This window comes from Micromonospora sp. CNZ303, from assembly GCF_004345505.1.
In genome coordinates this window covers 1-26,709 of the sequence record NZ_SLVT01000008.1, presented here as the reverse complement: position 1 = coordinate 26,709, position 26,709 = coordinate 1, and the positions used below count along the sequence as shown (strand labels likewise).

The window sequence follows — 26,709 nt, the reverse complement described above, 5'->3', positions numbered from 1 at the left end:
CCATCCCCACTGCCTCACGCTCGTAGGGGCGATTCGTCGTGTCCAGGTCACTCCAGCAGCCGGATCGGGCACTCTTCCGTGTCCGAAACCGGTCCGCACGGGCCGTTGCCCGGATCGACCCGCACACCTACAGTCAGCGCTTGACCTCCCCCGGAGCCACCCCAGGAGCGCTCACCGATGACCGCCACACCCGCCGCCCCACGGGACGGCCGGCAGCCCGTTCTCCGCCGCCGGCAAGGTATACGCCCGGGCCTGGCAGACGTCGGTGGACGAAGCGGTGGCGGCGGCGGCCGCCGCAGGGTTCCGCCCGACCGCCCGCAGCGGCCCGAACCGCGTCTACGTGCAGCGGGACTGGAAGATCGCCGCCACGATCTCGCCGACGCCGACGGGCGTGGTGGTCAAGCCGGCCTGGACGACCGCTCAGATGGCGATCGTGGCTGGCGTCCTGGGGCTGTTGTTCCTCGGCGTGTGTGGGCCGGGCGTGCTGGTCCCGGTGGCCTGACCGTCGTATCTGCGGCGACGCCCCTGCTCAACTCCATCCGGCCGAGCGGGGGCGCTTCGTCCGGCCCGGATGCACACTGGTTGATCCAGCTTTCTAACCTCTAGCAGGTGACCAACACCTTGCTCCACTCGCTGCGCGAGCGACTCCTCGATGAATCGGCGCCGCTCGCAGGGTTGCTCCGGAAGTGCCTGATGCTCGGCGCCGAGACTGGCTCCGAGACGCTGCGCGACTGGGCGCGCAAGGAACTCAACGGGTACGACGCCGGCGACGAAATCCCGGATTACCGCAGCATTCCCAACCCTCCGATCGCATACGACTCGATCGGGGGCTCGCTTGTGGCCAAAGGGCAGACCATCGATCACCGCCTTTTGCCGGACGGCGCTGGTGAGTACTTGCCGGAGAAACTCTCATTCCGGCAGCCGATTGAGGAGTTGCAGCAGCTTGCCGAACAGGCACATCTGAACCTCGGGACACCCGGTCTGGCCTACGCCCAGAGCGTCTGGAACGGACAACTCGACGAGTTCGAAAGCGTCATGAACCTGCGCTTCGTCATTTCTGGCTCGACGCTCGCGGGCATACTCGGCCAGATCCGCACCAAGCTCGTGGATCTCGTCGCGGACTTGACCATCGATACACCGCTGTCCGAGCTGCCGCAGAAGGATCAGGTCGATGCCGCTGTGAGCCACCGCCTCGGAGACATCTACAACACGACGATTCACGGAGCCAGCGGTCCTGTGGCCATCGGCTCTCAGGCGCAGGCGAGTACAGGGGGCATGTCCGTCAAGGACGCGCTTCAGCTCCTCGACAAGGTGCAGGAGGTGGCAGCCCGCGTGGCGGAGACCAATCGCGCTGAGATCCTCGATGCCGTCGCCGAACTCCGCACGGCCGTTGAGAGCGATGAGCCGGACACCGGTGAGGTGGTGAAGAGCGGCGGCAGGCTGCGTGCCATCGTGAGCAAGTTCGGGGATGCAGCACTGTCCGATGTCACTGGCAAGGCTGTTCAGGCCGTCACCGATTTGGCGCTCAACGGCGCGTTCGGCTAACCGGCAAGCCTTGAGCGCCCCGCCGGCCTTGTGCCGGCGGGGCGCTTCGTCGTGTCCGTGGGCGGAATTTACCGACTCGCTCTCGGCCGCTACCGTGGCACGGCGTAACTCCAGATCGGACCACCCGACGCCTCCTGATCGGCTGCGGGATCGGCTGCGCGCTTGCCCTGCTTCTGTCTCCCATCGCCATCTCGCTGGCCTACCGAGCTCCGGCTGGTGAGGAGCAACCAAAGGTGACTGACTGGATGCAGGCGTGGGGCAGCCTCGCTGGCGTGTTCGCCGGCCTGGCCGCCGCAGGTGCTGCTGCCGCTCTGCTGCTCCATGAGCGGAAGCGGGCCAGCGCGGCAGAGAGCCAACTCGCCGAGGAACGGGCAGAAGCCAAGCTGGCTGTACCCCGGTCAATGGTCGTCACCTCAGCTCACTTCGGTAGTGTTGGGCCCGCCGAAGCGATGCACGTTTACGGGTTCGACCTTCATCTGCACAACTTCGGAGGGCTCCCGATTCGGAACGTGGCGCTCATCGTCGCGCTGCCCGCCGACCTGGGATACCTGCTCCTGCCGCGGCTCACTGTGATCGGGCCCGCTGGGGTGGAGCGAATCTCCCGGCGCCTCAGGCAGGGGCCCCGGCTTCCAGAGGCGCCCATCCCGATGATCTGTCACGTGACGGCCTGCTATCTCGACCACAGCGGTCAGGCATGGCAGGTGACCAGCGATGGCGGGATATCGGCGACCACGGTTTCGTACCCGGCTGCGGAAGAGGCGGCGGCCAGGCCCGACACCATCAGGCTCGACATCACGTAGGGCAAAACTTCGTGGCCGAGCTCGGACGGGCCCGGCCGCCTCTTCCTACACGGACCTCGGCCGGTGCTGCCGCATCCAGTCCTTGGCGGTCGTCAGCCCGCAGCCAGCCGCCCGCGCCAGCTTCAACCCGGACGGCCGTCGGCCGAACTGCTGAGTGAGCCGGTCGTACTCCTTAGCCAGCCGCGCGCTGTCGACCGGCCGGCCCGGTCCTCGGCTGGCGCGGCCCGGCTCGGCCGCGTCAGCCTCGGCCGGCGGCTCGACCGGGTCGGCTGGCACTCCGGGGATGGGCAGCTGAGCCACCTCGGCCGATCCCGGGCCAGCCGGGCCGACGGTGGCCGAGGTGGGCTGCTCAACCTCGGCCGGTTCGGCCGGCACCTCGGCCGGCGGCGAGGGCCGGCCGAGGTGAGGCCGGACCAGCGGCGTACCGCCCACGCTGCGCCGCCGGTCAATCGTGCGCGGGCAGCGGCCACCTGGTCGAGCAGGTCGGTGCAGCGGCTGCCTGGCTCTGCCGGTTCGGCGGGCTCGGCCGGTTCGGCCGTGGCGGGCTGGTCGGTTCGGCCGAGCAGAGCGACCCAGGCGGCGCGGATTTGGGTCTGCTGCACCGGCAGGTGACAGGTGTAGTCACGCGGCCTGACTGGCCGGTGGGTGCATGATGGTCTCGAATTCAACGGGGGTCAACCGGGACAGCGACCGCTGACGTCGGCGGCGGTGGTAGGTCCGTTCGATCCAGGTCACGATCGCGATCCGTAGTTGCTGGCGGGTGACCCACGATCGTCGGTTCAGCACGTTGTTCTGCAGGAGGCCGAAGAAGGACTCCCCATGGCGGCGTTGTCGCCGGCTGCGCCGACGCGGCCCATCGATCCGGCCATCCGCTGGCGGTTGAGGCTCGGACGAACTTCCTGGACCGGAATTGCCCGGGTTCAACCGGTCGTTGCAACACCGCTGCTGTGCAGCAATCGTAGGTGCTCGTCGAGGGCCTCGGCGGGTGTCTTCCAGCCGAGGACCTTGCGGGGCCTGCTGTTGATGGCGGCCTGGACGGCGAGGAGGTCATTGAGGCTCCAGCGGGACAGGTCGGTGCCCTTGGGGAAGTACTGGCGTAGCAGGCCGTTGGTGTTCTCGTTCGTGCCGCGCTGCCAGGGCGAGTGGGGGTCGGCGAAGTAGACCGCCATGCCGGTTTCGATCTTGAATTGGGCGTGTGCGGAGAGCTCCTTGCCCCGGTCCCAGGTCAGCGACCGTAGCAGCTCGGCCGGCATCGTCGTCATCGTCGAGCTGAGGGCGTCTTTCATCGCGATGGCGTCGTAGCCGCCCAGGGCGGGCCCGTTCTTGACAGGTGGGACGGTTCCGTAGCCCTCGAGGCGGGGCAGGTGGACCAGGAGCGTGTAGCGGCTGCTGCGCTCCACGACGGTGCCGATCGCCGACCGGTTCAAACCGATGATCAGATCGCCCTCCCAGTGCCCAGGCACCGCACGGTCAGTGGCCTCGGCAGGCCGTTCACTGAGCACGACATCGGCGGTGACGTGACCCTGCGGCCTGTTCCGGGACCGTTCCCGGGGCTTGCGCAGTGCCCGGCCGGTGCGCAAGCAGGCGACCAGCTCACGCTGGAGCGCGCCACGTCCTTGAATGTAGAGCGCCTGGTAGATCGCCTCGTGGCTGACGCGCATGTCCTCATCGTCGGGGAAGTCGACGACCAGCCGCCGGCTGATCTGTTCCGGGCTCCAGGCCGTGGCCCAGCGCCGGTCGGCGCGGTGCGGCTTGTTCAGCCCTTTCCAAGTCGTCGACGGGCCAGCGGCAACGGTCCCGTCAGGACGCTGCAACTGCCCGCTCAGCCGCGCTTGGACGTACTCGCATAGCCGCGGGTTGCCCGCCAACTTCACCCGCTTCGGGCGTCGCGCCGCGATCTGCGCCTTCCACTGTGCGACGCCTGCCCGGTACTCCCGCTTGCCGGCACGGGTGGCGGCGTTGCGCCGCAGCTCCCGCGAGATCGTGCCGGGGTCTCGATGGAGCTGCCGGGCGATCGCGCGGACACCCTGGCCCTGCGCTCTGAGTAGCGCGATCTCCTCGCGCTCGAAGAAGGACAGGTAGCGGCTGGTGGGCTCGGCCAGGCTCAACGGCGGCATGCCGCCAGCGTGCCGAAACCAGCGCACCGCAACGGGCGTCGACACACCGAGATCGCGCGCCGCCTCCTCGGTGCGCTTGCCCTGCGCAATCAGGCGCCAGAAGGCGCGCTCCACATGCCGCGCCGGCATCGGCCGGCCCGGCGAACGCATCGCCGGACGCAATGCCCGATCCGCCTGCTGCTGACGACGCACCATTCGAACACCTCCACGACCACGAGGTGTTGCGACGACCGGTTGAGTCCGCCTTGGGATCCGCGGTCGGTGTGCAGGATGCAACCGGCCAGGCCGGCGCGTCTGGCGGCCGCGCTGTCCAGCGCGGCGACGGCCAGGCGGGACTTCATCCGCGAATCGATCGAGTAGCCGACGATCCGGTGGGACCAGACGTCCTTGATCGCGCACAGGTAGAGCTTGCCCTCGGCGGTGTGGTGCTCGGTGATGTCGGCCAGCCACAGTCGGTTCGGGCCGTCGGCGGTGAAGTCCCGGCGCACGAGATCGTCGTGCACCGGTGGGCCTGGCTTGCCGCCCTTGCCGCGACGCTTGCGCTTGCCGAACGTGCTCCACCAGCCGTTACCGGAGCAGATCCGCCACGCGGTCCGATCGGCCATCGGCTGCCCGACGTCGCGGGCCTCGTCGACCAGGAACCGGTAGCCGAACTCCGGATCATCACGATGGGCGTCGAACAACGCGTTGGCCCGATACGCCACCACCAGGTCGGCGCTGGTGACCGGTCGGGCCAGCCACCGGTAGTAGGGCTGACGAGCGATCTTCAACACCCGGCACGTCACCGCCACGGCGATCCCATCGGCGGCCAGCTCGCTCACGAGCGGGTAGAGCCTTTACCCGGCAGATGCGCCTGCGACAAGTAGGCAGCGGCCCGGCGCAGGACCTCGTTCTCCTGCTCCAACAACCTGATCCGCTTACACGCCTCCCGCAGCTCGACCGACTCACTGCCGGCCGTCCCGGGCGTGACGCCGGCGTCGACGTCGGCCTGACGCAGCCACTTGAACAACGTCATCGGGTGCACCCCGAAGTCCTTCGCGACCTGCTCGACCGTCACTCCCGCCTCACGGTCACGAGCGACACGCACCACGTCATCACGGAACTCTCGGGGGTAAGGCTTGGGCACAGCGACATCCTTCCAGCCCGCCCACAGGGCAAGCCATCTCAGATGTCACCTATCGGTGCAGCAGACCCCTCGCCCAGGCTGCCCCGAGTTGCGAGACGTCTCTTTGGGGTCCCCTGTACCGCTGTCGGCCCGCATATGAGGATGCGGGGCGCACCCGGATCGATGCAATGGGGTTAACGGTGCACCATCCCAAGCTGCCGGGTCAGCTGTCCTGAGAGGATCTCGGTTGAATGAGGATCTCGGTCCCGGCGTTATCGCTGATTGTCAAGAAAGGCTGACGGGGCATGGGATGGGTGCGTGCCCAGTCGATGACGGCTTGCACCACGTCGGCGGGGCGTAGACCGGACCGGCCGACAACCTGAAATTGGTAGCCGGCCGGTGTCTCTTGGCCGTCGGTGATTGAGACTGGTTCCCCAAAGCGTGCCGCGGGCTCCGTCCTCAACCACTTTGCCAGGGCTTTGCCATCCGCTGGGTGGCTCGTTTCCACCGTGAGCGCCCCATGCGCCCCAGCGATCGGCGGGATATCCCGCCACACTTTGTCGGCCTCGCGGCGGATGTCCGGGCTGAGCCAGTGCACGCTGGCCAGACAGCCCTGCGCGAGCGGGCCGATCAGCGGCCGTCGGACCGGCTCATCGCGGTAGCGCCGCAGCAGCAGCGTAACGAGCTGGTCGGCCTCCCGATGATCAGCGAGCGCTGCGACGGTGGTAAGAACCTCCCGCCATGCAGGGTCGTGGGCGTTCCGGACGGCCCATTCGAACTGATGGTGGTCGAGTATCTCGCGGGCACAAAGGTATTCGCGGAAGGTTCGATGCACGAAGCTGACCCGGCCGGGTATCGGCTCGGTCAGCAGTCCGCTTCGGGCGACCAGGTAATCGTATGCTTCAGCTGCCGGTTCGGTGGTGCTCTTCCGTCGACTCAGAGCCTTCACCGCATCATGGCGGGTCAGTTCCTCACTGCCCCGAAACAGCATTTCGGCGGCCAATGCCTTCAGCAGGTCCAGCGTAGCCCGGTACGACCATCGACCGCTGTCTCTAATGGCGCGTTCGCGGTCACGCCGAAACGCGAACATCTCTACGAACGCTTCATGGATACTAGGGCCGCGTAGCGCCGATAGCCCTCGCTCCTGGTACAGCGCGCAGGTCAGAGAGCACATAAGCGGACTAGACGCCAGCTCGCCGAGCCGGCTATCGCCATCGATGAAGGTGATGAGGCGCCGGGCGCGCGCAGTCACGGCCGGGGATGGCTTGTCTTCGGTCAGGGCACCGAGCCATTGGCGGGTCAGCCGCATTACGCCATCGCGGTTGAGGGGCAGTATCTGGGCCGAGGCGAAGCCGGCTGGGAGCAACTCCTCGGGGATAGCGCTGCGCGACGTGACCACGTACCGGCAGTCGGGATGGCTTCGCACCAGGCTGTCGAGCCAACGCAAGGCGAGCCCTCGCTGGGCGGTATGGGTCTCGTCCAAGCCATCGACAAGGAGCAGCAGGGTGCCGGCATCGGCACGTTCACGGATCTGGTCGGTGATGAGTAGGGCCGAGGACGGGGAGAATGCCAGTTCGGCCAGGCTTGCCGACGGGTCCGGTGGGTAATCGGTGGAGAACAGTTGGCGTGCGGTGACGTAGAGCGGGAGCAGACCGGAGAAGGAACTGAGTAGTCCGTCCGCCTGGTCGCGGGCGACGATGATCGCCAGCCACTTAAGGATGCTGGTCTTGCCCGAGCCGGCCGGGCCGTGCAGGAACAGTCGTTGATTGTCCGCGAGCGCCCAGTCCAGGGGGATCGGCGTCGAGCGCAGGCGTACGTCAGGTCTGGTGAATGTGGCGATGAGTTGGCTCCGCCCGGCCCGTTCCACCGCAGGGAACCCCACTAGCTCGACCCGGTCGAGAGACTCGGCTAGGTAGGTGCGGTACTGCTTCTCGGCGGCGTCGGAGTTGTCCCGGGGCCGGGCCGGTAGCCGGGTCAAGAGATCATGCAGCGTCTCCTCGAGCCGGCTGTCGCGTCGGAGTAGGTGGAACAGGCTGCGCCCTTCGCTCGGCGGCACGGTGGAAACGACCGCGACGAAGACCGCAGCCGTTGCGTCGATCATCGATCGGTACATGCTGCGCGTGGCCGGCGACAAGTCGTCCGGTGTCCTGCGGGTGCGCTGCTGCACTAGCGTGGCCACGGCGGCCGGGTCGAAGGCGACGCGGCGAAGGTCATCCTCAGTTAGCTCGGCGTCCTCGAAGGCGTTCACCACCGCACGGATCGCCGCCTCGCGGTCGTCCTCAGTCACGGGGGCATCGTCGGCGTCGGCGTCGGCGTCGGCGTCGGCGACGAGGCGAGCGAGGACGGCATCTTCGATGCCGGAGAGCTGGCGCAGCACCCGGCTGCTATCCAGCGGGCCTGCGACCTGGTTTTCGATCAGCTCCCGCGTGGTCTCACCCGGCCGGGCTTGGAGGCCCAGCCAGACAGTCACCGCCTGCCGGACGACATTCGAACCGAGCAGCGCGACAAGCGCTTCAAGATTCGCTCCCATGGCGCATTCCCCCCTCTCCGTGCCCCACCATCTTGCCGCCCTGCTTCGCCCTTGCCGGGGCTGCGCCTCGCTGGCGAAAGCGGCGGTCGGCCGCCCTCGCCCTACGGCGTAGAGCAGGATCGATGCCGCGCGCCGATCCGGCCCCGAGCGCCGCCGCCCGAATGAGCGCCCGCCGCATCGGACTCCTGCGCGGCACCGTATCCGCCTCAGCCAACAGAGCGGTGACGAGTTCGGCGGCGACCTCGTCTGGCCGGAGGCGGCCAATCGCCGCAGCGACTAAACCCGCACGCTCGATCGAGTGAGCCTCCCGCAATAAGGCACCGAAGTATGACTTCGCGGCCAGCCCAGCACCGGCGAGTTGGTCGCGCAGGGCCGGTGCGATGAAGCTGAGCTGGTCGCCGTGGGAACGCAGGATCGAGTGGTAGTTGACCACCTCGTCGATGCTCGGCCGACCGTCCGGGGCGAAGTCGTCGAAGAACGATGCGAGAAGCCTGCGGGGAAACGGCTCGCCGTTGTCCGACGCCCAGATGGCGACCTCCCGGTGAGCACGCCGGACCTCGTCTGCGCTCGGCTGCGGCTCGGGGCAGGATCGCGCGTCGCGGTCGGCGAGGCGGACGAGTACACCATCGATGAGCGGGACAATGTCGTCCGGTAATTGGTGACCGCAGGACAGGAACTCCTCGCAAACTAAGGCGGCCAGCAGCGGGGTGCACATCAAGCCCGTGAGCTCGGGTACGACGGCGAGGCTGGCCGCGAACTCGGCGCCACGGTCCACCACGTATGCCATCTGGTCGACGGCGGACATCTCTCCCGCCATCGCGTCAAACCATCGCTGGGAGGCCAGCGCGGCTTGGGCAGCCGTCAAGGGCTCCAGCCGTACGGTGGTGAAGCCGTTACAGGCAGGCCAGGCCGCATCGAAGGTATCTTCACGAGCGGTCATGACCACGATGGACTGGCCTGCCGCGCTGACAATGTCTCTGAGCGCCTCGATGTGGAATGCGGCCTCGCCGTGCTGGCAGAGCAGCGACTCGAGGCAGTCGATGAGGATGGCCGCGTCGCCAGCGGCCGCGAGTTGGTCAGGCCAGCCGGGCGGACTCGGTGCCATCGACGGGTTCATCCGCGCGGGCACCGTGTCGAGAGACGGAAAGCCGTTCTCGCCCTGAAGATCGAGAAACAGTGGCACCGGAGAACCCCAACCCGGCACTGCACCATCGGCAGTCACCGGCAGCGCATCGAGCAGTAATTTCCGCAGCGATGTCGTCTTCCCGCTGCCCGGCGGACCCGTCAACAGGATCCGCCGGTGCCCGGCCAGCGCCTGCCGCAGGGGCAGCACCTGGTCCTCGACCCGGGCGCTTGGCTCGACATAGGCCGCCGCAAGGCTCATCCGGTAGACCGTCGGTGCGGCAGGCAGGGGTGGGGCCGCAAACCGAATCCAGCCCAGCCTCAAACCAGCACGATCGCGGAAGATCGGACGGTACTGCTGGCCGCTGACGTCGGCGAGGTTCGTGGCGAGGCGCACCGGGCGGTCGATTTCGGCGGTGAGCTCCCGGAGTTGCTCGAACAAGTCGGCGATCGCAAGGCCCTGTGCCGCGTCTGAATGCCGCAGCACCTCGATGAACTGGCGACTCATCGAGCGCAGCATCTGCTCATACGCCGACGCCGCATCACCAAGATCAGCAGTGCGATCAGGGTCTCCGGCCCGCCATAGGTCATAGAGCCTGTCGGCCGAGAACGAGCTTCTCTTGATCACGTCCGAATCGACCGGCACGACATCGAGGGTCAGCCCGACCGCGGTGACCGCCCCAGCGAGATCCTCGTCCCGGATAGCGGTGAACTCGTGCGGCTGCAACACGTTCGTCGTGATGTTGTCAGCAATGTCTTCGAGCTGTCGCTGGAGCCGCCTCGCTGGCGGGTCGGGTCTGCGCCGGGACATGATGAACTCGCCAGCACTCTCGCCGATCGGTGTGCCCACCGGCCCCAGGAAGGCGGCTAGCGACTTGGCCACAATAGCCATGACCTTCAGCGTCGCCTCATCAGTCGCTCGCCGTAGCGCCACGGGCAATGTCCTAACAGGAGTAGAACCGACAGGCTACGTACCGCCCACGACCGGCCACAAGTAGCCTAACGGCCCGTCGTACAGCGCTCACGGTTCCCTCTCGTTCAGCCCTCCATCAGGACTCCCAGGTAAGTACAGCAACGACCGCTACTCCTGATTACGCCGCACGCCGTCGGTCTGCTGGTCGCCCGTCCGGCCGGGCGACCAGCAGACTGCAAGTCAGACGCGTGGAAATCCCGGCCGTCACCGCCAATGCTCGCCCGGCCGACGTCCCGACTCCCGCTTGTCACCCTGCGCCAGCCCAAGGTCAACGACGGCCGACCGCCCGAGCACCCATCCGCAGCAAGAAAAAATCTCGCGAGGCGTGCCGCCACCGTTGACATCGCATCCGGTGGGGGCGCCTACTGGCTTCGGCTGCACGCGCGCGGACGCGACGACGCCCGAGACGACCCCAAGGGCGAAGACGACGAGCCGGTCGAGGAACACCTGATCGTGGTCTGGCCTGCCGAAAGGATCCCAGGCGTTCCGCACGCCGTCGTGCACAAGGCCACCGACCGGGTCGGGGCTACCACCGACACGAGGAAGCTCGGTGAGGTAGCTCAATCTCATCCACTGTAGAACTTCGTACCTCACCAGCACGGTGGTCCATCCCTGACTGGGTACGGTGGCCAGACGAGCCCGGCGTACAGGTGCCGGTAGACCAGGCCGTCCTTCGCTCGGCCCGTCTCGACTTGACCGTGACCGCGGTGACCGTGTACCGGACGGCGTGCCTGATTCTCCTCAACGTCCATGCGCGGCGGTCAGATCTGGACCTGCCCGGATGGACGAGGTTCAGCGATGTAGCACAGCACGGGTTCAGCTTCCCCGGACACTCCGTTCGCCGCCCACTTCACCCCGATGCGCTCCGGCTGAGCATCGCCTGGCCGGGCCAGCCACCAGTGATCTCGGCGAAGGCCAGGGATACCGACAACCAGCGACCCGACGGGCCAACTCTCGTGGGCTACTGGCACGGCGCCACCGTCATGGGGGACTTCGTGGTCGCCGACCACCGGGCGTGGCTGTGGCCGCGACCACCCGCGCACTCGCTGCAGCTTACGGTGCAGTGGCCAGGCCTGGGCGTACCACCGACAACGGTCACGCTCGACGGTGGTCGAATCGCCGCCGCGCACCGGCCCGGCGCTGACCACTGAGCACCGGCAGCGGCTAACGAGCCACCGGTGGCGGCGTGGAGTCCAATCACGTCGGGTGGTGAGAATCGCCTCCCGCCCGCCGCGAGCGGCTCCGGCGCCGCGCGATGGTGGGGCGGCCGGCCGAATACTGCGGAGCGCTAGTGAGCGGCGGCGCTGCACTCATGCGTCGGGACGGCTACGCGCCAGCCAGGTAGTGAGCATCCGGCTGGTGTCCTCGCCGAATGCCGCCGCCGCTTGTGCCGCCAACACGGCCAGCTCGCCGTGCTGCGCGGCGGTGACCGGCAGCTCGGGTGGTGGAGTGCGACGCCAGGTGCTCCGTGCGCCGTCCCGGGCGAGGCGGGTCACGTCGGCCTTGCCACGTTCGGCCAGGCGAGGGTCCGGGTCGAGGGTGAGCATCAGGGCAGCACGCAACTGGACGTCGACGCCGTGGCCGCACAGGAGGCGGTAGCCGGCCCGACGCAACTCCACTCGGGCGTCCCCGAGTAGCTGCCACGGGAGGCCTGGCGGCAGGGCACCGGTCAAGGGCCGCAGGGCGGTGGTCACCTCTCGGACCACCGCCGGCGACGAGTCCCGTAGCAGCGGAAGCACCTCGTGCACGACAACCGCCTCGAGCAGGTGCAGGCCTCGTACCGCGTGGGCACGGACCCTGGCTTGCGAGTGGGTAAGCAGCGGCCGCAGCAGCGGGACATCCACTGCCGAGCCGGTCTCGGCAAGCCCAGCGATCGCACCCAGTGCCGGTTCTCCGGCGCCGGTCGCGGTCCGGTAATGCTTCCGGGCGTCGATGCCGAGCCGGCGGGCCGCGTCCCGGGCCACCGCCCGGACCAGCGGCGCGTCATCGTCCAGGTATGCGGCAACGTCGCTGTCCTGACCGACCCGGACCAGGCCGGTCAACGCCATCACCCGCACCTCAGCACGAAGCGACCGGGCCAGGCGACGCAGAACGTCATGCCGGCGGGTCCAGACCGCCTCACGGCAGGCCGCGTCCGCCGCCCGGACCCGAATCCCCACATCCGAGTCGGTCTCGGCGCAGGTCACGTAGTCGGGCAGACGCAGCCAGCCCTTGGGCCAGGACTATGTCGAACACGAACCTCCGCTGCCGGCGGCCACCTGCTCCCAGCAGCCCGCGCCACACCTCCGCTGGCGCCGACAGCAACGCCGCCCGTATCTGGGTGACGGCGAAGCCGCCTCGCCGGCGCGCGTCGAGGCGCAACGCCATCGGCAGCACCGCCGGCAGATAGCCACCCGGATCGTCGGCGAGCAACAACGCCAGCCCGGCCCGTGCCCGATCCCGTACCGGCTTGACCCAATCACCGGTACGCAGCACCAGGAACGGCATCACCTCAGGGCATGGCCGATCGACCATCGCCGCGACCGCGCGTTCCCGGATCCGCCCGTCACCGTGCATGCTCGCCAGCGCCATCGCGACAGGCCCCGACGCCGCCACCGAGAAACGTGTCCCGACCCGCCGCAATGCGGACTCCTGGTACGGGCCATACCACGGTGCCTGCCGCGCGTGCCGGTCCAGCCGGGCCACCAAACCCGCAACGCCGGCCACCAGCGTCAACGCCGATCGCGCCGCCACCTCGTCACCGGCAGCATCGGCCTCGATCAGCACCTCGACCAGATGGTTCAACGCCTCCCACCGGCCCCCAGCGGCACCGTCCACCGCGACCCGCACCGCCCCGAGCGGCCCCACCTCCGCAACCCCCGACCGCTGAACCCCGCTGCCCCGTCTCCCCCAGATCACCCCGCCATCCTGCCCGAGCCCACAAAGCCGATCGAACTCAATTCGGCCCAGTCCTCGGCCCCGCAATCCAGCGCAGGCCGGACATGAACCAGAGCCGCTCGATGTACTCGCGGTACTGCTCTTACCTGCGGCGCCCAGAACATGCTCCGTGCGCAAGTTCGACGGCCGGTCGAGCACCGACCAATGCGGCTTGCCTGACCACTTCAGCACCGCCGAAGAGGTTGCCGGCCAGGAAGCCCTGGTCAGAGGACCGCCGGTGGGATTCGAGTCTCAGCTGCCGGAATCCCTACCGACTCCGCCATGGCGGACCCAAAGCCACACGTCGATGCAGCACGGTCCCGGTGGACGGCTTCAGTGGGCTCAGGACGAGAAGCCGCACCAGTCAGGTGGGGAGCAACCAACGCTGACCACTTCGGTCTTCTCTGGGAGGTCAGGCCGGACCGCTCGCCTACATCGCCGCAGGTTAAAGCATCGGCTATGTCCAGAGTCGGTGAGCACTTCGGCCGCGGTGACCGCTTCGCCAACCTGCACCCAATCTGCTCCCACTTGCAAGGGCGGGCCATCAAACAGCTCCTTACTGCATTGACCTGCACATACTCCCCCGCCAGCGAACATAGAGGGCGATCGACTGCTGCCCAAAATCGTGGAGCACTCCGTGTGAAGCAGGACGCTGCACCGATCCTGACCTGCACAAACGCAGAACAGCAGGTGGGCGCGGGTGCCGTTGAGGGTCGCTGCGTGCGGTTGGGCGCAGTTCAACGCCGTTCAGGACACCCGGCTGCTCCCACCCCGCTCCCTGATCCCCCGACCCCCGCGGCCCACGCCCGCGGGGCTTGTCGGCGTGCCACCCCGCAACATCAGGGGTGCACCCACTCCCTTGTCGAGCCGGGAGGGCAACGCTACTTTGAGCCGAGCAAACCCCTCTTGAGCCTCTCCCCGCCCTGGGGCGACGCCCGGGCCGCGCAGGCCAAATGAGAGCCACACGACCAGCATGGGCAGCCGAAATGAGAGCGACAGCCCGGGCGCCTCGACCGAAGCCTGGCCGGGCCCCGGTCGCACGTCAATGAAACAAGTAGCCGAGATCAGTGCGTCAAAACAGCCCTGCGGAACTTCTCGGCGAAGTCGCGATACCCATTCGAGTAGGCGTCCTGCTCGCCTGCCGTGCGTTCGCGTTCCTGTCGGATCAGCCGGTCCGCAAGCTCGTAGTTGCCGTTGACTGCGGCTACGGCCGGCAACATGACGAAGCGGACGTTGTCAAGGAGGAGATCAGAGCTGGCGATCTCACGGGAGAACGTGTTCCAGTCCGACCAGTGGTCGATGAAGGGCTGGCCGTAGGTCGCGACTGCATCAGCAAGGTCCTCCGCTACCGCCGCCAGATCGCCAGTCGCGGAGAAGTCCCACTGGACGAAGGTGTTCTGCGGCATCAGGTAGCCCAGGGGCCTGCTGACCGACGCTACGGGTGCCGGCCAACCGGCAGTGGGAACCAGGATGGCTTCTAGGGAGTCGTGCCTGGCGCCGACTACGGGGTTGATATGCAGGACCTGAGGTAGCGACCACGTGGCGAGATTGAGTCCCAGCCATCCCGACGCTGCTCTGGAACCACTCGTCTGAAGCAGAAGACCTCTGCGCTTGGCGGCGAATCCGTAGCGGAGAAGCGCCGCAGCGCATGCGTCCTGACTCGCCCTTGCCAAGCTGGTCAACGTCCTCGTCCCAGTCTCTCGCCTTCGTCTGGGCCGAGGCCGCCCGGCGGCGCGCCGAGGCCACCGCCGACGCTCCCCCGGTGTCCGTAGGTCGGTGACCTGGGGATTTCTGCTTTCTGCCTGTGTGTGCCGGTCGCTTCGCGGCCTTGCTGCGATCGCTTGCCGAAGATCAACTGAAGTGCTAACTGACAGCCGATCGAGGGTCGGGGCAGCCCTTCAGGCCTCGGGCGCCTTGGCTGCCCGGTCGACCAGGGCTTGGGCCACATCGCGGACCTTGCGGTTGGAGTCCTGTGACACCTTGGAGAGAATCTTGAACGCCTCGTCGGGGGTGCAGCGGCGTTCGGCCATGATGATGCCCTTGGCCTGCTCGATGGCCGCGCGGCCGGCCATCGCCTCCTGCATCTGCCGGGCGAGGGTGGCGGTGCTGTCGTAGAGGTGCGCGTTGGCCAGGGCGACGGCGGCGTACGCAGCGAAGGTTTGCAGCACGCTCAGGGTGTCGTCGTCGTCGAGGGCGTGCGGGGTGCGGGCGTAGACGTTGAGCGCACCGACGATCGCGTCCTGGATGGGCAGACCGATTGACATCGAGCTGCCCACTCCCGCCTTCGTCCCGCGTTCGGCCCAGTCCGGCCAGCGGTCCTCGGCGGCGAGGTCGGGTATGGAAACGACGCCGCCGCTGGTGGAGGCGTCCAGGCAGGGGCCGCGTCCCTGGGTGTACTGCCGCTCGTCCATGTCGCGGGCCAGGTCGTCGGTGAACGCCGCGGTGTGCGCGGTGCCGTCGCGGACGAGCGTGACGGATACCTCCACCGGCGTGGGCAGGACGCGTTTGGTCAGTTCGGCGACGCGTTGCAGGACGTCATCGACGTTGGTCTCGCCGGGCTTGATGCGGCCGAGTTCGGCGAAGGCGTCAGCGGCATCCGTGGGCAGATGGCTCATGGTGTCAGGTCCTCACGACCGGCACGCCCACAGAACCAGCACCAGAACCGGGTGAGGCGGGGCGTGCGGATGGCAGCCCACGCGCCGCGGGCTGCTGCACGGACCCACCGCAGGCGGAGCCGGGACCAACGTCTTTCGCTCGACGCCGATTCGCCACATCCCTGGCATCGGGAGGTGGACTACATGCTTCTCATCGTACTCCCCGTGACTCGCCGTGGCTGGGCGGAGTCCCGTGGGCCGAAACGGTCGAAATGTCGAGGCGGATCGATGGTGGGGAGCGCCAGCAGGACGTGCTCGGTCCCGACGTAGTTGTGGCCCAGTCGCAGCGCCTCGCGGAAGGTGAGCTCCAGGACCTTCTTGGCCCGCGCGTCGTAGGGGATGAGGTCCGGAACGTGGTCGGCCGCGCTCCGGTCGGCGAACCGATCATGACGGTGACGCTGGGGGGTGCGGGACCGGCACCGCTGATCACCGTCTGCGGCGAGGTCTACATGAGCACCGCGCACCTCATCTACGAGCTGGCCGAACATGCGGTCGCTCAGCGCATGGTCGCCTATGGCCGGGAAGGACCCGGATCCCGAGCATCAGGCGTTGACCACGTGTGCATCGGCGAGTTTGGTACGCCCGTTCAACAGCGCGCGGGACTGGGTTGGACAACGACAACATCAGAGGTCGTGGGTTCAGTGCGCGGGTGAGGGCTTCTCGGGCGGGCGTCCAGCGGCGTTCCGGGCGTCGGCGACAGCGACGCCGAGCAGGACGAACGCGGCGGCGACGGAAGCGGCCAGTGGCGGGGCGCGGTGCAGCGGTACGGCGGCGGCCGCGAGGGCGGCGATGGCGACGACCCGGCGGATCGACAGCCGGTCGAACACGACCCGTTCCAGGCGGATGCGGCCGTAGAGGAACAGTGCGGGACCGCCGAGGATCACGGCGAGCCACACGGGTTCGGGTCGGCCGGCGGGGTGTTCGAGCGCGATCTCGTAGCCGACGGCGGTGGTGACGATGCCGATGACCATGACGACGTGGGCGATGCCGGTGGCGCGTCCGGCGGCCAGTCGGTCTCCGGCGGTGGCGACCGCTTCGGCGAGGACCTGGCCGGAGCGGTAGAAGTAGATGCGCCAGAGCAACACCGTCGACAGGTACGCCACCACCAGCGCCGCCCACGTGGCCGTGGTGTCCGGCAGGTCGGTGAAGGTGAGGCCGACGGCCAGGACGGTCTCGCCGAGGGCGATCATCAGCAGCTGCTGGTAGCGCTCGGGCAGGTGGTGACCGCTGTCCATCGCCCACGGGCTGACCGGGAGGCGGGGCCGGCCGGATACCGGCCAGCGTAGTTGGGCGGCGACGATGTCGACCGTGACGGCGAGTCCCCAGAGGGCGGCTCGCGCGTCACCGCCGACGAGCGCGCCGCCCACCCAGATGCCCGCCCCGACCGCGCACCAGGGGATCGACCGGATGTAGAGGTCGCGCAGGGCGTGCCCGCGCAGGCTGGGCAGCAGGATCAGCGGACGGGCGCAGTGCAGGACCACGTACGGCAGCGCGAAGGACCAGCCCTTCCCGGTGAACGCGTACGGCAGGGACGAGGCCATGATCAGCATGCCGAACGCGCTGGCGAGCACGATCCACTGGACCTTGCGGCGGCGGGGGTCGAACCAGCTGGTGATGTGCGCGGTGGTGATCCACAACCAGATCAGCGGCAGGGACAGCACCAGCAGGTACGCCAGCGACCGCCACTGCACCACCGGGTCCTCTGCGGTGGCGTCCCGTAGCACCCGGCTGACGACTCGGGAGAGGGCGAAGACGAGCACGAGGTCGACGAAGAGTTCCAGGAAGTTCGCCTGCCGGACGTCCTCGCGACGTTGCAGCAGGTCCCGCCCGCCGCCTCCCCGAAGCCCCATGCCACCCATGCTCACCCCCGCATCACCTTCCTGACCTGCGATTGGAGGCCCTCCACTCGGAGGACACCCCGTCATTGGTCACCGGGTGTACGGGAGCCGCTCCGTCGACAAGCGATTGGAAGGCGGTAGGGAGATCCGAGCGCGGCGGCGAGAGGTTGCGGCATGCCACGGAGACAGCGCGTGAAGGCGGTGTGCCCGGAGCGACCCGGGGTAGCGGAAGAGGAGGTCGTTGTTGCTGAGGAGGACGAGATGACCGAGCCCAGATACGTAGCGATCGGGTTGGCCGCCGCTGGGCGGTTGACCGAGGACGACGGCGATGGGGCCACCTCCGGCGGGGAGGTCGTCGGCGCGGACGACGCGGCGGCGGACGCCGCCCGGGCCGGTGCCGACGTGGATCTGTCCGGGGCCACCCGCGACGGCGACGGCACTCCGGTCGGGACGGCGGACGCCGAGGCCGACCGCGATCGTGCCACCCGCGACGGGTGACCCAAGAGGTCTCAGCCGCCCGCCGTCCTTGAGGCGGCGGGCGGTTTTGCTACGGGACGCATCAGTCGGATGTCGCGATCTCCGCCACGCGCAGCAGCAGACCCGGCAGGTGCCCCAGGGCGCCGACATCGCCCGGCACAGGAGGGTTCAGCGGCCCCGCGCAGACGATGACGATCCTGGGTCGGGCCATGGCGGGTCCCCTCAACGGTTGGCGGTCGTTCCTCGTCCCGTTCGGGTGGTAACCCCACGTATCCCGCGGAAACCTGGGCGGCGGTATTGGCGGTTTCGTCGGATGACACCGGGTAGGTCAGTGGGGAAGCCGACGAAGGGACATCCGATGAAGGCCGTCACGTGGCACGGCGTCGGGGACATCCGGTTCTCCGACGTACCCGACCCGAAGATCCAGGATCCGGCCGACGCGATCGTGAAGATCACCACCAGCGCGATCTGCGGTACGGACCTGCACATGGTCCGGGGCACGATGCCCGGGCTGCGTCCCGGCGTCGTCCTCGGGCACGAGGCCGTCGGGGAGGTCGTCGAGGTCGGCCCCGGGGTCCGCAATCTGTCCCCGGGGGACCGGGTGATCGTCCCGTCGACCATCGCCTGCGGCTATTGCTCGTACTGCCGGGCCGGGTACTTCGCCCAGTGCGACAACGCCAACCCCGGTGGCAAGCGCGCCGGCACCGCCTTCTTCGGCGGCCCGGAGGCGGCCGGCGGGTTCGACGGCCTGCAGGCCGAGTACGCCCGGGTGCCGTTCGCGAACGTCGGCCTGGTGCCGATCCCCGACGAGGTCGGCGACGAGCAGGCGATCATGCTGTCGGACATCTGGCCCACCGCCTGGTTCGGCGCCCGCCTGGCCGATGTCCGGCCGGGCGAGACCGTGGCCGTGTTCGGCGCGGGACCGGTCGGGCAGCTCGCCGTCCTGTCGGCCTACCTGCAGGGCGCCGGCCGGGTGATCGCCGTGGACGGGCTGGAGGACCGGCTGGCCATGGCCCGCGCGCAGCACGCCGAGGTGGTGAACTTCAACGCCGAGGATCCGGTGCAGGCCATCGTCGAGATGACCGGCGGCATCGGTGTCGACAAGGTCATCGACGCCGTCGGCGTGGACGCCGAACGGCCCGCCGAAGGCCCCGCCACCGAACAGGCCGACCAGCAGGCGCAGCAGTTCGACCAGGAGGTCCAACAGGTCGCCCCGGAGACGGACCCGGCCTGGGCTCCGGGTGACGCACCCAGCCTCGCCGCCCAGTGGGCCGTGCAGGCCGTGGCCAAGGCCGGCACCCTCGGGGTCATCGGCGTTTACCCGCAGAACGTCACCACCTGGCCGTTCGGCGAGGCGATGATGAAGAACCTCACCGTCCGCAGCGGCAACTGCCACCACCGCAGGTACATCCCGGAGCTGCTGCGCCTGGTCACCAACGGCACCGTCGACCCGGCGAAGCTGCTCACCGAGCACGAGCCGATGGGTGACGTGCTCGAGGCGTACCGCCAGTTCCAGGACCGCGAACCGGGCTGGCTGAAGGTCGCCCTCACCACCTGAACCACCGACCACCTCGCGCGCGGCGCCGGCCCCGGTCGGCGCCGCGCCCTCACCACCGACAGAGGAGACGACATGGCGCGCCCTGAGGTGGCCCCCGGAACCATCGTCATCTACACCGACGTGGCGTGCGGCTGGTCCACGATCGCGATCGTGCGGCTGCTGCGCGCCCGCGCCGAGGCCGGCCTCGACGACCGGGTTCACCTCGACCACCGGCTGTTCCTGCTGGAGGACCTCAACCGGTTCCCGATCCCCAAGCGGTACCTGGAAGCCGAGGTGCCCGTGCTCGGCGCGCTCGAACCCGACCTCAAGTTCAAACCCTGGCAGGCCGACCCCGCGACGTGGCCGGTCACCACCCTGCTGCCCAACGAGGCCGTGCATGCCGCCAAGGAACAGTCCCCAGCCGCCGCCGAGGACCTCGACCTCGCGCTGCGGATGGCGTTCTTCCGCGACAGCCGCTGCATCTCCCTGCGCCACGAGATCCTCGACATCGCCGACGGCTGCCCCAGCCTCGACACCTCCCGGCTCGCCGACGCCCTCGACACCGGCCGGGCCAGGCACGCGATGATGCGCGACTACCAGCGGCACCGCGACGACGTGCAGGGCAGCCCACACCTGTTCTTCGCCGACGGCCACCAGGTCCACAACCCCGGCATCACCATGCACTGGGTAGGTGAGCCCGGTACCGGGTTCCCCGTCGTCGACGCCGACGAGCCGGCGGTCTTCGCCGACCTCGTCGCCCGCGCCGCCGCCACCGCCGGATAGGCCCGTCGGCCCGCCGTACCACTTTTCGCGGGCCCAGGCGGTGGCGCGGACGTTGGCCTTCCCGATCGTCCGTACCTCGTCGTCCCCGCTCGCGTTCTCGGGCCGGTCAACGCCGATCCTGCGGGCGACGTATGACGCGCCGCCGGGACGGGACACCGGCTGTACCCCGTTTGCGTCCGCCGCCGCACGGGAAGGCGGCGGACGACAGGGGCGTGGAAACGCCAGCGCCGTCGCATCCACGGGGAGGACGACATGGGTGATCGGGAACGCCTGCACGATCTTCGGCAGCAGGCCCACGACGCGGGTATCGAGGGCAACTCCAAGATGACCGAGGAGCAGCTGCGCGCCGCGCTGCGCAAGGTCGGCAAGGGCGAACGACCCCAGATGGCCAAGCACGAGGCCAAGCGATAACGGACGCGAGCGGTGCCGGCACCTCTCAGGATGTCGGCACCGCTCACGTGGTCAGCCGATCGTGGCCAGCAGATCCCGGCAGGCCCGCTCGCAGGCGCGGCAGGCGTCGGCGCAGACGCGGCAGTGCTCGTGCTTGTCGGCGTGGCCGGCGCATTCGTCGCCGCAGGACTTGCAGGCGGTGGCGCACGCCTGCAGCAGGGTGCGGCTGATGTTCGCGTCGTAGCCGGTGTGCCGGGACAGTACCCGGGCCGTGGTCGCGCAGATGTCGGCGCAGTCCAGGTTCGTCCGGACACACTTGGTCAGCTCGGCGACCATGTCCTCGCTCAGGCAGGCGTCCGCGCAGGCGGTGCACGCCTGGGCGCAGTCGTTGAGGGCGTCGATCGCCGCCGCGAGCTTCGCCCGGTCCAGGTTGATCGACTTCGGGTACGTCTCCAGCATCGGCATCGTGGTGCTCGGCATCAGGCTGTCCTCTCCCTTGGTTCCCTCCGCCGTACCCGAGGAGCCCCGGCACACACCGGGGCGACGGCGGCGGTGTGACCGGCGGGCCAGCGGGTACCGGGTTGCCCATGCCGAGCCGACCCGAAGCATCCGGGCTGGCGTGAGCCGCCGGGCCGGACGATGACCGACCACACCCGCCCAGAGGCGAGTGGGCCTCGGGCACGGCAGGCCGAGGACGACGCCCGGCTCAACGGTCTCGCCCGCCGGCTGGACAAGCCGATGGGCGTCCTCGGCCTGCTGTTCCTGCTGCTGGTGCTCGGTCAGGCCCTCACCCGCGACGGACCCCTCGCCACCGTGCTCACCGTCGCCAGTTGGGTGCTGTGGGCGGTCTTCGTCGCCGAGTTCGCGTTGCGCGGCTGGCTGGCCCGCCGCTGCGCCCGGGAGTTCTGGAAGCGCAACTGGTGGCAGGTGATCTTCCTGGCCGTACCCTTCCTGCGGTTCGCCCGGGCCGCCACCGCGCTGCGGGCCGCGCGCGGCACCGGCGTGGTCGCCGCTGCTGTCCGCGGCTCCCGCTCGGCGGGCCGGCTGCTGACGGACCGGTTGGCCTGGCTCGCGGTGGTCACCATGCGATCATCCTCGCCGCCGGGCAACTGCTGGTCGTCAGTGGCTCCTACCCGGGGTATGGGCGGGCCCTGCACGACGTCGCCCTGACCACCATCACCGGTGAGCCGCTCGCCGCCACCGACACCTTCTCCCAGGTCCTGGAGTTGGTCCTAGCCGCGTACTCCGTGGTGGTCTTCGGCACCCTCGCCGGCGCGCTCGGCGCGTTCTTCCTCAGCCGCCAACGCGACGAGGAGCAGGCACGGCGGTCTGCTGACGACGCGAAGCCGTGACCTCGGCTCAGCGGGGAGGCGAAGGACAGGGGGCCTCCTGATCGACCGAGCGCGGAGGCGGTCGGCGAGGTGTCGCGGTAGGAGTCGAGGAAGCCGTCGGGGTCGGGACCGGCGTTCTGCAGCACGAGGGGTCGTAGCCCGTCAGTTCGTACCTGATCCGTATGAGCAGTCTCCTCACTGTTGTGAGCGGTGTCCTGCTGCCGCCCTTGCCCTCGCGAGCCGCAGAAGCGCGAAGGGGAGCCGCAGCCCCTGACCCGCCGAAAGGGTGTTTGGTGTGGTGACCGCGCGGGCACGTCATCGACAGGCCGACGGGAGGGAGAGTGACGATGCCGGCACGCAAGGACATGCCCAGCACCCTGAGGCGTTCGCCGAGGAAGGCGCAGGACACCTATGCCAAGGCGCACGACTCGGCGGTCGACTCGTACGGCGAGGGTGAGCGCGCTCACCGGACGGCGTTCGCGGCCGTCAAGCACTCCTTCGAGAAGGTGGGCGACCACTGGGAGGCCAAGGGCAGGAAGGGACCGAGCGACAAGAAGGCCGCCGGCGGCCGCGGATCCTCCGGCAGGACCGCCGGTGGGGTCGACGCCAACGCCAGCAAGGAACACCTGATGGACCTGGCGAGGAAGCTCGACATCCGTGGCCGGTCCCGGATGAACAAGGCCGCCCTCGTCGACGCCATCCGCAAGGCCAACAACGGCAGCACCCGCAAGGCCCGCGGCACCTAGTCGGAACCAGGAGGGCGTCCCCGCCGAGGACCACCGCCGCCGGTAGACACAGGCTCGGCCGGAGCGGCGGGGCCGGCGATCCCCTACCGACGGCGTCTCCCGCACCGGCCGGCAGACCGGAACGTTGAGGTTGCACCGTGCCGGGCTGCGCGTCCAGCAGCCACGGCAGCAGACGGCTCGCCAGGTCGGCGGTCGACCAGTGCCGAAACTGTTCGTCGACCGTCTCCAGCACGGCCCTCGCGGCGCCGCCGCTGCCCTCGCTCGCCGCCGCTGCGGACAGCATGTTCAGCGACACCGCCAAAGCGCGGGTCGCCGTTGTTCGCCGCGGTCGGCGCCGCGCCCACCGTCCCGGGTGCAGGATCGCTTGACGGCGTTCGCGCTCTGGTTGGTGCCGGAGAGCACCACGTCCGGTGGTGGACCGGACACCCCGAGCGCGGCGACCGCGTAGGCGGGGCACCTCGGGCAGCCCGGCGAGTTCGGAGGCGGTCACCCGTCCGCACGGCACTCACCTCGGTACGCCCTGCCCTGGTGACGTTGCCGGTGCGGGGCCGGTGGCCTCGGGTCGACAGCGGGTCGAACCCGATGCTTAAAGCGCACCACCGGAACGTCAACCGGCTCAGGACAGAGTGCTCAGCCGCGAAGAGTGCCTGGTCGAGATCCGCCGCCGCCGTCACTGCGGCCACGTGCCGTGGTGCGAACCGGGACGGTGCGCACGGCTTGTGATGACTGCGGGCGGACGCGGGTGTCATCGTCGCCCGGTGGGGTAGCAGACGTGGATGACGCCGACCAGTAGAGCCTTGATCGCCGGCGCGGCCGGTGCGTCCGCGTTGAACGCCGTCACCTACCTGGACATGGCGGTGCGGGCCCGGCCGGCCAGCAGCGCCGGGGAGGACAGCGTCGGCCGGTTGGCCGACCTGGCCCATGTCGACCTTGGCAACCAGCAGACCGTTGAGACCCGCAAGTCCGGACTCGGACCGCTGCTCGGCTACGCGACCTCCGTGGCCGCCGCCGCAATCTTCACTGCGGCCGGTGGCCGGCGGCTGTCGACTCCGGTGTCGGCGCTGGCGTTGACCGGGCTGGCGATGCTCGCCTCCAACGCTCCCATGACCGCGCTGAAGGTCACCGACCCGCGGTCGTGGTCGGCTGCCGACTGGGTGACCGACCTCGTCCCGCACCTGGCCTACGGCGCGGTCACCGCCGTCGCCCTGAAGGCCCTGCGGTGACCGGCCCGGTGGGCGACGAGCCGGTCGGCGAGTTGGAGGTGGTGCACACCTTCACCGGGCCGATGCCCACCGGTGTGAGCGTCTCCCACACCGGCCGGATCTTCGTGAACTTCCCGAAGTGGGGCGACGAGGTGCCCGCCACCGTGGTCGAGCTGCGCGACGGCGCCGAGGTGCCGTTTCCCGACCAGGCGTGGAACAGCCCGTCGGCCGACGACGACGCACATGCCTTCGTGTCGGTGCAGAGCATCGTGGTCGACCCCGCCGACCGGCTGTGGGTGCTCGACACCGGCAGCCCGATGTTCCAGCCCACGAAGCCGGGCGGACCGAAGCTCGTCCGCGTCGACCTGGACACCGACACCGTCGCCCAGGTGATCACCTTCCCGACCGACGTGGCGCTGTCCAGCACCTATCTCAACGACGTCCGCTTCGACCTGCGCCGCGGTGAGGCCGGCGTCGCCTACATCACCGACTCCTCCGACTCCGGCCCGAACGGGATCATCGTGGTGGACCTGGCCACCGGGGAGTCGTGGCGGCGGCTGCACGAGCACCCGTCGACGAAGGCGGAGCCGCTGGAGACGTTCCGGCCGGTGGTCGAGGGCCGGCCGTTCCTCGAACGGCCCGCCGACGGCGATCCGATACCGGTGAGTATGGGCTGTGACGGCATCGCCATCGCCGCCGATGGCGCCCGCGTCTACTACTGCCCGCTGGCGTCGCGCCGCTGGTACAGCGTCGCCACCGACGCCCTGGCCGACCGCACGGTCGGCGACGACGAGGTCGCCGCGACGGTACGCGACGAGGGCGACAAGGGAGGCGGCTCCGACGGCCTGGAGACCGACGACACCGGCCGGCTCTACCTCACCTCCTACGAGCACGACGCGGTGTTGCGCCGCCGCAGTGACCGCGAGTACGAGACGCTGGTCCACGACCCGCGGCTGCTGTGGCCGGACACCATGTCGGTGGCCACCGACGGGCACCTGTACGTCACCGCCAACCAACTGCACCGCCAGGCGAAGTACCAGCGCGGGCAGGACCTGCGGCGCAAGCCGTACGTGCTGTTCCGGATCCGGATCGACGCGGGCCCGGTCCTGCTGCGCTGACCGGGCCCGCCTCCCTCTGTCAGTCGGCGACGACGAGCGCCTGGGGTGCGGCGGCCTTCATCCGGGTGCGCAGCCACTTGAGCTGGATCGCCGTCTCACCCTCGCAGCGCCGCACGACGGCGAGCAGGTCCTCGTCGCGGGCGCCGTAGGCGGCCTGGCCGACGACGGTCCAGGCGATGTCGCACTCGGCGGCCATCAGGTAGAGGTCGTGCAGGTCACGGAGGAGACCGATGCCGCCGGTGCGGGTGCCGGTGAACAGTTGCGAGTGCAGCCGGTCCGGTTCGGTGGGGGCGTCCTCGGAGTAGCGGGCGGCGAACGGGTGCAGCTGCTCGGCGTGGTTGTCACAGCGCTCGGCCTGCTGCTGGCAGAGGTGCTGGATGTCGGGTTCCTCGGCGTGGGCGTCGGCGACCTGCCGGAAGGCGCCGGCGAGGTTGACCTGCGTGCGGTGCAGCAGACCGAGGTAGTGGGCGAGGTGCACGGCTCACTCCTTCCCGCTGGTGGCCTGGGCGGCCGGCCCGCCGACCGTGGGGGGCACGGCGGTTTCCGGGGGTGGCGCGCTGCCGCCGACCGTCGGTGCCGGTGCGAATACACCGCCGCTGTCGGCGAGTTTCGCCACCGCGACGGCGGCGACCTTGAAGAGGGGCTGCTTGGAGGCCGGGTCCCAGGCGGTGATGGTCAGCTCGTTCGCGGCGCGGGGAGTCCGGTCGGTCGGGTCCTGGTCGAACCAGCCGTAGTGGAACGGCACGAAGACGACCCCCGGGCGGATGCCGCTGATCCGGGCGCGGGCCTGGATGGCGCCGCGTGGGGACGAGATGCCGACCAGGTCGCCCTCGGCGATGCCGAGCCGGGCCGCGTCGTCGGGGTTGAGTTCCACCCACACGTCCGGGGCCGCCTGGTTGAGTTGCGGGGCGCGGCCGGTCTTGGTGCGGGTGTGGAACTGGTAGACGGTGCGGCCGGTGGTGAGCAGCAGCGGATGCTCGTCGTCGGTCACCTCGGGCGAGGGCCGGTAGTCGACGGTGTGCAGGAACGCCCGTCCGCGTGGCTCCTTCGCCCGGTACTCCGGCTCGGTGAATTCCGCCCCCGTCGCGAGGTCGTGGCCGTACGTCTCGCAGTAGTCCGGGTCCGTGTGGAAGCGCCCGTCGCTGTAGAGGCGCTCGGTGCCGTCGGGGTGCTCGTCGGTGCAGGGCCACTGGACGCCGGAGCCGCCGCGCAGCTTGGCGTAGGTGATGCCGGTGTAGTCGCACGGCCGCCCCCGCGAGCACTCCTTCCACGCCTCGAACACCTCCTCCGGCCCGGTCCACCGGATCAGCGGTTGCCCGTCGCGGTCGCGGAAGTCCATCCGCCGGGCGTAGTCGAGGAAGATGTCCAGGTCGGGCTTCGCCTCGCCCGGTGGGTCGACGGCCTTGTCGGAGATGTGCACGGTGCGGTCGACGCTGGTGAACGTGCCGGTCTTCTCGCCCCAGGTGGCACCGGGCAGCACCACGTCGGCCAGTTCGGCGGTCTCGGTCAGGAACAGGTCCTGCAC

27 protein-coding genes and 2 pseudogenes are annotated in these 26,709 nt (G+C 69.4%); 13 read left to right on the top strand and 16 right to left on the bottom strand.

All coding sequences use genetic code 11. The features are described 5' to 3' along the window. Positions 1-265 precede the first annotated feature (265 nt). The 3 genes from EV374_RS14700 to EV374_RS14690 all read left to right on the top strand — a co-directional run bounded on the left by EV374_RS14700 (position 266) and on the right by EV374_RS14690 (position 2,345). The gene (locus tag EV374_RS14700) at positions 266-502 is read left to right on the top strand and encodes a hypothetical protein (protein ID WP_132235628.1); all 237 of its coding nucleotides are present in this window, start codon (positions 266-268) and stop codon (positions 500-502) included. Positions 503-609: 107 nt separating this feature from the next. Next, on the top strand, positions 610-1,545 hold the full coding sequence (locus EV374_RS14695) for an AbiTii domain-containing protein (RefSeq protein ID WP_132235626.1): 936 nt from the start codon (positions 610-612) through the stop codon (positions 1,543-1,545). Between the two features lie 233 nt (positions 1,546-1,778). Continuing rightward, the gene (locus tag EV374_RS14690) at positions 1,779-2,345 is read left to right on the top strand and encodes a hypothetical protein (protein ID WP_132235624.1); all 567 of its coding nucleotides are present in this window, start codon (positions 1,779-1,781) and stop codon (positions 2,343-2,345) included. A 621-nt stretch (positions 2,346-2,966) separates the two neighbouring features. Here the strand turns inward: EV374_RS14690 and EV374_RS14685 are convergent. The 7 genes and pseudogenes from EV374_RS14685 to EV374_RS14655 form a co-directional block, all read right to left on the bottom strand. Next, positions 2,967-3,258, bottom strand: a pseudogene (locus EV374_RS14685) (integrase core domain-containing protein); the annotation flags it as partial. A 7-nt stretch (positions 3,259-3,265) separates the two neighbouring features. Next, complete coding sequence (locus EV374_RS14680; RefSeq protein WP_165947791.1) at positions 3,266-4,657, bottom strand: IS30 family transposase; 1,392 nt, start codon at positions 4,655-4,657, stop codon at positions 3,266-3,268. After that, positions 4,552-5,283 carry a DDE-type integrase/transposase/recombinase gene (locus tag EV374_RS32550; protein WP_165947790.1) on the bottom strand — a complete coding sequence of 244 codons (732 nt, stop codon included), beginning with the start codon at positions 5,281-5,283 and terminating at the stop codon, positions 4,552-4,554. The genes EV374_RS14680 and EV374_RS32550 overlap by 106 nt, the downstream gene beginning before the upstream one ends. Further along, positions 5,280-5,588, bottom strand: a complete 309-nt coding sequence (locus EV374_RS33415) for a transposase (protein ID WP_486485757.1) — start codon at positions 5,586-5,588, stop codon at positions 5,280-5,282. The genes EV374_RS32550 and EV374_RS33415 overlap by 4 nt, the downstream gene beginning before the upstream one ends. A 202-nt stretch (positions 5,589-5,790) precedes the next feature. Further along, entirely contained in the window at positions 5,791-8,097 is a 2,307-nt protein-coding gene (locus tag EV374_RS14665; RefSeq protein WP_132235622.1) for an NACHT N-terminal Helical domain 1-containing protein, read from the bottom strand. Continuing rightward, on the bottom strand, positions 8,081-10,111 hold the full coding sequence (locus EV374_RS14660; protein WP_132235620.1) for an NACHT N-terminal Helical domain 1-containing protein: 2,031 nt from the start codon (positions 10,109-10,111) through the stop codon (positions 8,081-8,083). The genes EV374_RS14665 and EV374_RS14660 overlap by 17 nt, the downstream gene beginning before the upstream one ends. 285 nt (positions 10,112-10,396) lie before the next feature. Next, complete coding sequence (locus EV374_RS14655; protein ID WP_132235618.1) at positions 10,397-10,756, bottom strand: hypothetical protein; 360 nt, start codon at positions 10,754-10,756, stop codon at positions 10,397-10,399. A 143-nt stretch (positions 10,757-10,899) separates the two neighbouring features. On the opposite strand from EV374_RS14655, the gene EV374_RS32545 reads away from it, so the two are divergent. Continuing rightward, positions 10,900-11,343, top strand: a complete 444-nt coding sequence (locus tag EV374_RS32545; protein ID WP_165947789.1) for a hypothetical protein — start codon at positions 10,900-10,902, stop codon at positions 11,341-11,343. 159 nt (positions 11,344-11,502) lie between these two features. On the opposite strand, the gene EV374_RS14650 is transcribed toward EV374_RS32545, so the two are convergent. The 6 genes and pseudogenes from EV374_RS14650 to EV374_RS14620 form a co-directional block, all read right to left on the bottom strand. Next, a complete protein-coding gene (locus EV374_RS14650; protein ID WP_132235616.1) occupies positions 11,503-12,240 on the bottom strand; it encodes a hypothetical protein in 738 nt (245 codons plus the stop codon). A 70-nt stretch (positions 12,241-12,310) separates the two neighbouring features. Then, a complete protein-coding gene (locus EV374_RS14645; RefSeq protein ID WP_132235614.1) occupies positions 12,311-12,976 on the bottom strand; it encodes a hypothetical protein in 666 nt (221 codons plus the stop codon). 1,196 nt (positions 12,977-14,172) lie between these two features. Next, positions 14,173-14,514 carry a hypothetical protein gene (locus EV374_RS14635; protein WP_132235610.1) on the bottom strand — a complete coding sequence of 114 codons (342 nt, stop codon included), beginning with the start codon at positions 14,512-14,514 and terminating at the stop codon, positions 14,173-14,175. A gap of 492 nt (positions 14,515-15,006) precedes the next feature. Then, the gene (locus EV374_RS14630) at positions 15,007-15,723 is read right to left on the bottom strand and encodes a GAF and ANTAR domain-containing protein (protein WP_132235608.1); all 717 of its coding nucleotides are present in this window, start codon (positions 15,721-15,723) and stop codon (positions 15,007-15,009) included. 179 nt (positions 15,724-15,902) lie between these two features. Further along, positions 15,903-16,121, bottom strand: a pseudogene (locus EV374_RS33410) (Clp protease N-terminal domain-containing protein); the annotation flags it as partial. 279 nt (positions 16,122-16,400) lie between these two features. Continuing rightward, a complete protein-coding gene (locus EV374_RS14620) occupies positions 16,401-17,612 on the bottom strand; it encodes a low temperature requirement protein A (protein WP_165947787.1) in 1,212 nt (403 codons plus the stop codon). Between the two features lie 162 nt (positions 17,613-17,774). Here EV374_RS14620 and EV374_RS14615 point away from each other — a divergent pair, with 162 nt between their 5' ends. The 4 genes from EV374_RS14615 (at position 17,775) to EV374_RS32540 (ending at position 20,808) form a co-directional block, all read left to right on the top strand. Further along, complete coding sequence (locus EV374_RS14615; protein ID WP_486485756.1) at positions 17,775-18,098, top strand: hypothetical protein; 324 nt, start codon at positions 17,775-17,777, stop codon at positions 18,096-18,098. 337 nt (positions 18,099-18,435) lie between these two features. Next, the gene (locus EV374_RS14610; RefSeq protein ID WP_132235604.1) at positions 18,436-19,635 is read left to right on the top strand and encodes a zinc-dependent alcohol dehydrogenase; all 1,200 of its coding nucleotides are present in this window, start codon (positions 18,436-18,438) and stop codon (positions 19,633-19,635) included. Positions 19,636-19,707: 72 nt separating this feature from the next. Next, positions 19,708-20,397 carry a DsbA family protein gene (locus tag EV374_RS14605; RefSeq protein ID WP_132235602.1) on the top strand — a complete coding sequence of 230 codons (690 nt, stop codon included), beginning with the start codon at positions 19,708-19,710 and terminating at the stop codon, positions 20,395-20,397. A gap of 252 nt (positions 20,398-20,649) precedes the next feature. Then, a complete protein-coding gene (locus EV374_RS32540) occupies positions 20,650-20,808 on the top strand; it encodes a hypothetical protein (protein WP_165947786.1) in 159 nt (52 codons plus the stop codon). A gap of 51 nt (positions 20,809-20,859) precedes the next feature. Here the strand turns inward: EV374_RS32540 and EV374_RS14600 are convergent, their stop codons facing one another. Continuing rightward, complete coding sequence (locus EV374_RS14600; protein WP_132235600.1) at positions 20,860-21,267, bottom strand: four-helix bundle copper-binding protein; 408 nt, start codon at positions 21,265-21,267, stop codon at positions 20,860-20,862. A gap of 159 nt (positions 21,268-21,426) precedes the next feature. On the opposite strand from EV374_RS14600, the gene EV374_RS14595 reads away from it, so the two are divergent. From EV374_RS14595 to EV374_RS14580, 5 genes are all read left to right on the top strand, one after another. Continuing rightward, complete coding sequence (locus EV374_RS14595; RefSeq protein WP_207914199.1) at positions 21,427-21,957, top strand: hypothetical protein; 531 nt, start codon at positions 21,427-21,429, stop codon at positions 21,955-21,957. Between the two features lie 56 nt (positions 21,958-22,013). Further along, complete coding sequence (locus EV374_RS33405; protein WP_486485755.1) at positions 22,014-22,139, top strand: hypothetical protein; 126 nt, start codon at positions 22,014-22,016, stop codon at positions 22,137-22,139. 326 nt (positions 22,140-22,465) lie between these two features. Next, a complete protein-coding gene (locus EV374_RS14590) occupies positions 22,466-22,864 on the top strand; it encodes a ChaB family protein (RefSeq protein WP_132235598.1) in 399 nt (132 codons plus the stop codon). Positions 22,865-23,640: 776 nt separating this feature from the next. Beyond that, complete coding sequence (locus tag EV374_RS14585; RefSeq protein ID WP_132235596.1) at positions 23,641-24,087, top strand: hypothetical protein; 447 nt, start codon at positions 23,641-23,643, stop codon at positions 24,085-24,087. Beyond that, positions 24,084-25,184 (top strand): L-dopachrome tautomerase-related protein, encoded by a 1,101-nt coding sequence (locus EV374_RS14580; RefSeq protein WP_207914197.1) that lies wholly within the window; start codon positions 24,084-24,086, stop codon positions 25,182-25,184. Before EV374_RS14585 ends, EV374_RS14580 begins: the two co-directional genes overlap by 4 nt. A 19-nt stretch (positions 25,185-25,203) precedes the next feature. On the opposite strand, the gene EV374_RS14575 is transcribed toward EV374_RS14580, so the two are convergent. Next, positions 25,204-25,662 (bottom strand): hypothetical protein, encoded by a 459-nt coding sequence (locus tag EV374_RS14575; protein ID WP_132235594.1) that lies wholly within the window; start codon positions 25,660-25,662, stop codon positions 25,204-25,206. A gap of 3 nt (positions 25,663-25,665) precedes the next feature. Then, positions 25,666-26,709, bottom strand: a 1,044-nt coding sequence (locus EV374_RS14570; RefSeq protein WP_165947785.1) for a molybdopterin dinucleotide binding domain-containing protein, incomplete at its 5' end; no start/stop codon positions are given.